We start from the raw sequence: 4,459 nt of genomic DNA, 5'->3' as shown, positions 1-4,459 counted from the left end.
TTACTCCCCCGCGCCCCCCCGGTTGCTCTCCTAACGTACCATGGGGCGCTGCGCCGTCGGGCATTCGACATGAGACGAGCCAAGTCCTGGGGCCCGCCGCTGCTGCTGCTGGCGCCCTCGATCCTCCTGATCGCGGTGTTCGTGTACGGCCTGATCGCCGTCAACTTCAATACCTCGTTCACGGACAACCACACCGCCGCGCAGGCCAACGGTGTCGCCCCGATCACCTTCGTGGGTGTGCAGAATTATCTCGACCTGCTGGCGTCCGCAGACTTCCAGCACTCGCTCAAGAACCTCGTGCTGTACACGGCGGTGTTCCTGGTGGGGACGCTCGCGATGGGGTTCGTGTGGGCGTGGCTGCTGGAACGCCCGATCCGCGGTGAGGGGATCTTCCGGTCGATCTACCTGTTCCCGATGGCGGTCTCCTTCTTGGCCTCGGGCGTGGTGTGGCGGTGGCTGCTCAACTCCAACCAGGGCGAGAACGCGAGCGGGCTGAACCGGCTGTTCCAGATCGTCGGGCTCGACTTCCTGCAGAACCCGTGGTGGAACAACATCACATGGGGCATCGCCGCGATCGCGCTGCCGGCGATCTGGCAGCTGTCCGGGTATGTGATGGCGCTGTTCCTCGCCGGCTTCCGCGGGATCCCGGACGAGCTGCGCGAGGCAGGCCGGATGGACGGCGCCTCCGAGTGGCAGGTCTACCGGTACGTGATCTTCCCGCAGCTGACGCCGGTGCTGCTGTCGGCGCTGATCATCATCGGACACATGTCGCTGAAGTCGTTCGACCTGATCATGTCGATCAGTAGGCCCTCGAATTACCAGACCAAGGTGCCCGCCGTCGACATGTACGTATTCAAGTCGAGCTATGACTTCGCGAACTCGGCGGCCGTCGGGGCGATCCTGCTCATCATCGTGGCGCTGCTGATCGTGCCCTACCTGATCCACAACTCGCGGAAGGACTCGAGCCGGTGACGGCCACGGCGCCGGTCGCGCCGGCCGACCTGACGCCCGCACCCCGCCGGCCGACGCCGTCGAGGTATTCGTGGCCGCGCACGCTGCGCTATCTGGCGTTGCTCGCGGGGCTCGTGGTCGTGCTGATCCCCGTGTACGTGCTGGTGGTCACCAGCTTCAAGGCCGGCGGCGACGCCACCCCGGCGCAAGCGTGGTCACTGCCCACGACCTGGACTGCGGACAACTGGATCCTCGCCTGGGACTCGCTGTCGCCCGCGATCGTGCGCTCGATGCAGATCGTGGTGCCTGCGGCGATCGTGTCGGCGTTCCTGGGCTCGATGAACGGGTTCGTGCTCAGCCGGTGGACCTTCCGCGGCGCGGATGTGGTGTTCACGCTGATCCTGTTCGGCATGTTCATCCCGTACCAGGCGGTGATGATCCCGCTCAACCAGCTGATGCTGAACCTCGGCGTGCCCTCGGGCGTACCGACGCTGATCCTGCTGCACATCGTCTACGGGATCCCGATCACCACCCTGATCTTCCGCAACTACTACGCCTCGATCCCGCACGAGCTGATCGAGGCCGCGCGGATGGACGGCGCGGGCATGCTCCGCACCTACGCCTCGGTGGTGCTGCCGATCTCGCTGCCGAGCTTCGTGGTGGTGCTGATCTGGCAGTTCACCTCGGCGTGGAACGACTTCTTGTTCGCCGTGTTCTTCTCCACCGCGAACACCGGCCCGGTCACGCTCGCACTCAACAACCTCGCCAACGGCGCCCAGCTGCAGAACTACGGAGCATCGATGGCGGGGGCGCTGCTCGCGTCGCTGCCGACCCTGGTGGTCTACATCATCCTCGGCAAGTACTTCGTGGGCGGGTTGATGTCGGGATCGGTGAAGGGCTGACCGTATGGCTACCGCGCCAGCGCGGTAGTGTCGGCACGAGAGCGCGCCCGAACCTGGGCGCCGCAAGGAAGGGGTGATCGCGGTGACCGACACGTCCCCACGTCCGGGAGGCGAACCCTCCCTGGGGCAGCTGATCGGGAAGATGACCGAGACGATGTCCGCCCTGGTGCGTGACGAGATCCAGCTCGCTCAGGCGCAGCTCACCGAGAAGGGCAAGGCGCTCGGGACCGGTGGCGCCTTGTTCGCCGTGGCTGGACTGTTCGGACTGTTCGGGCTCGGTTGGCTCCTCCACGCCGCCTTCCTCGCGCTCGCTGGGGTCCTCCCCGGGTGGGCTGCCGCGCTGATCGTGGCCGGTTCGGTGCTGCTGATCGCTGCGATCGCGGCCCTGTTCGGCAAGGCCAAGATGGACAAGGCGCCGGCGCCGGAGACCAAGGAGAACATCCAGAAGGACATCGACGCGATCAAGGCCGGAGTCGGTTCATGAGCCAGCAGCAGCCCGAGACCCGTAAGCGGACCGCCGCCGAGATCGAGGAGGACCTGCGCCGCAGCCGCGAAGAGCTCACGCGCACGGTCGACGAGATCTCCGGCAGGCTCGACCCCAAGCGCCAGGCCCAGGCGGCAGCCGACAAGGGCCGTGCGTTCGTCGACGACGTCAAGGCCGGCGAGCCTCGCGCGGTCCAGATCGCCGCCGGCGTCGCCGCGGCGGTCGCCGGCATCGTCGGGCTCGCGATCCTGCGTCGCAACCGCTGACCCGCTGCGCGGGATCTCACCGCCCGACGGCGGAGAGTCTCGCCATCCGGTCGACTCTCGTCCTGGGGATGGACGTGTTGGCGCATGAACTGCCGCGCTGACGAGGTACTCTGGGACCACGACACATTGTTCAGACCCGATCGCGCTACGTCCACCGGACGATGTGCGGATCGGTCCAAGCGGAGGGGGTCACGCCATGGGGCGCGGCCGTCAGAAGGCCAAGCAGACCAAGGTCGCTCGGCAGCTCAAGTACTACAGCCCTACGACCGACCTCAGCGCTCTTGAGCGCGAGCTCGGCACAGGCTCGTCTTCTGAGGACCGGTGGGAGGCACCACCGGCCGAGGACGAAGACGACGACTGGCCCGAAGCCAGCGGACGCTGATCGCGATGCGGCTCGACCTGTGATCGAGCCGTCGGCGCGCTAGGGACGTGCCCGGGCATCGCTCAGCAGGGACGCATCGATCGGTGCGTCCCTAGGACCAGCGATAGCTCCCGACCAGCCGGACCGCACCGCCGTCGACGCCCTTCGTCCCTGCGACGATGTCGGCGTCCGCGGTGGTGACAGCGCCGCTCGCCACCCGGCCGAGCACCCACGGGGCGAGGCCGAGCTCGGTGGCGCGGGCCAGTGCGGCGTCGGCGCCGTCTGCGCCAACCACGGCCACCATGCCCACACCCAGGTTGAGCGTGTGCTCGAGGTCGGACCACGGCACCGAGCCGAGCTCACGGACCAGGTCGAAGATCGGCGGCACCACCCAGGAGCCGCGGTCCACGTCGGCGACCATCCCGGCCGGCAGCACCCGCGCCAGGTTGGCTGCGAGACCGCCGCCGGTCACGTGCGTGTAGGCGTGCACCTGCGCGGTCGCGTCCTGCGCAAGCGCGAGGCAGTCGGCGGCGTACACCCGGGTGGGCTCGAGCAGCTCCTCGCCGAGGGTGCGACCGAGCTCGGGCACCTTCCGGTCGAGTGCCCAGCCGGCGTGGGCGATCACGCGGCGCACCAGCGAGTAGCCGTTGGAGTGCAGGCCGCTGCTCGCGAGCCCGATCAGCACGTCGCCCTCACGCACACGGTCCGGGCCGAGCACCTCGTCGGCCTCGACCACCCCGGTGCAGGCACCGGCGACGTCGTACTCGTCCTCGCCCAGCAGGCCCGGGTGCTCGGCGGTCTCGCCGCCTACGAGCGCCACGCCCGCGAGCGAGCATGCTTCGGCGATGCCACGCACGATCGCGGCGATGCGCTCCGGGACCACCTTGCCGCACGCGATGTAGTCGGTCATGAGCAGCGGCCGCGCACCGACCACCACGATGTCGTCGACCACCATGCCCACCAGGTCGTGCCCGATCGTGTCGTGGATCCCCAGTGCCTGGGCGATCGCCACCTTGGTGCCCACGCCATCGGTGGAGGTCGCCAGCAGCGGGCGGCGCATGTCGCGCAGCGCGGATGCATCGACCATGCCGGCGAAACCGCCGAAGCCGCCGAGCACGGCCGGGCCGTGCGTGGCACGCACCGCATCCTTCATGAGCTCGACGGCGAGGTCCCCCGCCTTCGTGTCGACGCCCGCATCGGCGTACGTGATCGGCTCGGTCATGGCAGGTAGGACTCTCCTCAGGGGTGCAGCAGGGACCCGGAGCCACCGGCGCTGACAGCCAGGCTGGTGAGCCCGTCCTCCGGCGCTCCGAGCGGCAGCTCCTCGACCTCGAGCAGGGCGGCGCCGTGCTCCGTCACGGGGATCGGGTACGAACCGGTGAAGCAGGCGGTGCACAACGCCGACGCGGGCTGCTCGGTCGCTTCGACCATGCCCTCGAGCGAGATGTACCCGAGGGAGTCGGCGCCGAGCGAGGCACCGATGTCCTCGACCGCG

The 4,459-nt window shown here is 68.8% G+C and carries 6 protein-coding genes and 1 pseudogene; 5 read left to right on the top strand and 2 right to left on the bottom strand.

Annotation, left to right across the window (positions count from 1 at the left end):
* Positions 1 to 69 precede the first annotated feature (69 nt).
* From ACOJSN_RS05530 to ACOJSN_RS05510, 5 genes are all read left to right on the top strand, one after another.
* Entirely contained in the window at positions 70 to 972 is a 903-nt protein-coding gene (locus ACOJSN_RS05530; RefSeq protein WP_420111507.1) for a carbohydrate ABC transporter permease, read from the top strand.
* Complete coding sequence (locus tag ACOJSN_RS05525) at positions 969 to 1,853, top strand: carbohydrate ABC transporter permease (protein ID WP_420111506.1); 885 nt, start codon at positions 969 to 971, stop codon at positions 1,851 to 1,853. The genes ACOJSN_RS05530 and ACOJSN_RS05525 overlap by 4 nt, the downstream gene beginning before the upstream one ends.
* 82 nt (positions 1,854 to 1,935) lie before the next feature.
* Complete coding sequence (locus tag ACOJSN_RS05520) at positions 1,936 to 2,337, top strand: phage holin family protein (RefSeq protein ID WP_420111505.1); 402 nt, start codon at positions 1,936 to 1,938, stop codon at positions 2,335 to 2,337.
* Entirely contained in the window at positions 2,334 to 2,603 is a 270-nt protein-coding gene (locus ACOJSN_RS05515) for a DUF3618 domain-containing protein (RefSeq protein ID WP_420111504.1), read from the top strand. Before ACOJSN_RS05520 ends, ACOJSN_RS05515 begins: the two co-directional genes overlap by 4 nt.
* Positions 2,604 to 2,799: 196 nt before the next feature.
* On the top strand, positions 2,800 to 2,985 hold the full coding sequence (locus tag ACOJSN_RS05510; RefSeq protein ID WP_420111503.1) for a DUF3073 domain-containing protein: 186 nt from the start codon (positions 2,800 to 2,802) through the stop codon (positions 2,983 to 2,985).
* A 91-nt stretch (positions 2,986 to 3,076) separates the two neighbouring features.
* On the opposite strand, the gene purM is transcribed toward ACOJSN_RS05510, so the two are convergent.
* Both purM and ACOJSN_RS05500 read right to left on the bottom strand, forming a co-directional pair.
* Positions 3,077 to 4,186: a phosphoribosylformylglycinamidine cyclo-ligase gene (purM, locus tag ACOJSN_RS05505; protein ID WP_420111502.1), complete on the bottom strand. Its 1,110-nt coding sequence runs from the start codon at positions 4,184 to 4,186 to the stop codon at positions 3,077 to 3,079.
* A gap of 17 nt (positions 4,187 to 4,203) precedes the next feature.
* A pseudogene (locus ACOJSN_RS05500) lies at positions 4,204 to 4,459 on the bottom strand (amidophosphoribosyltransferase); the annotation flags it as partial.

Origin of the sequence: Pseudactinotalea sp., assembly GCF_048594945.1 — a bacterium.
GTDB lineage: Bacteria > Actinomycetota > Actinomycetes > Actinomycetales > Beutenbergiaceae > Pseudactinotalea.
Note: the sequence above shows the minus strand (reverse complement) of the source record. Positions and strands in the feature narration are given on the sequence as shown.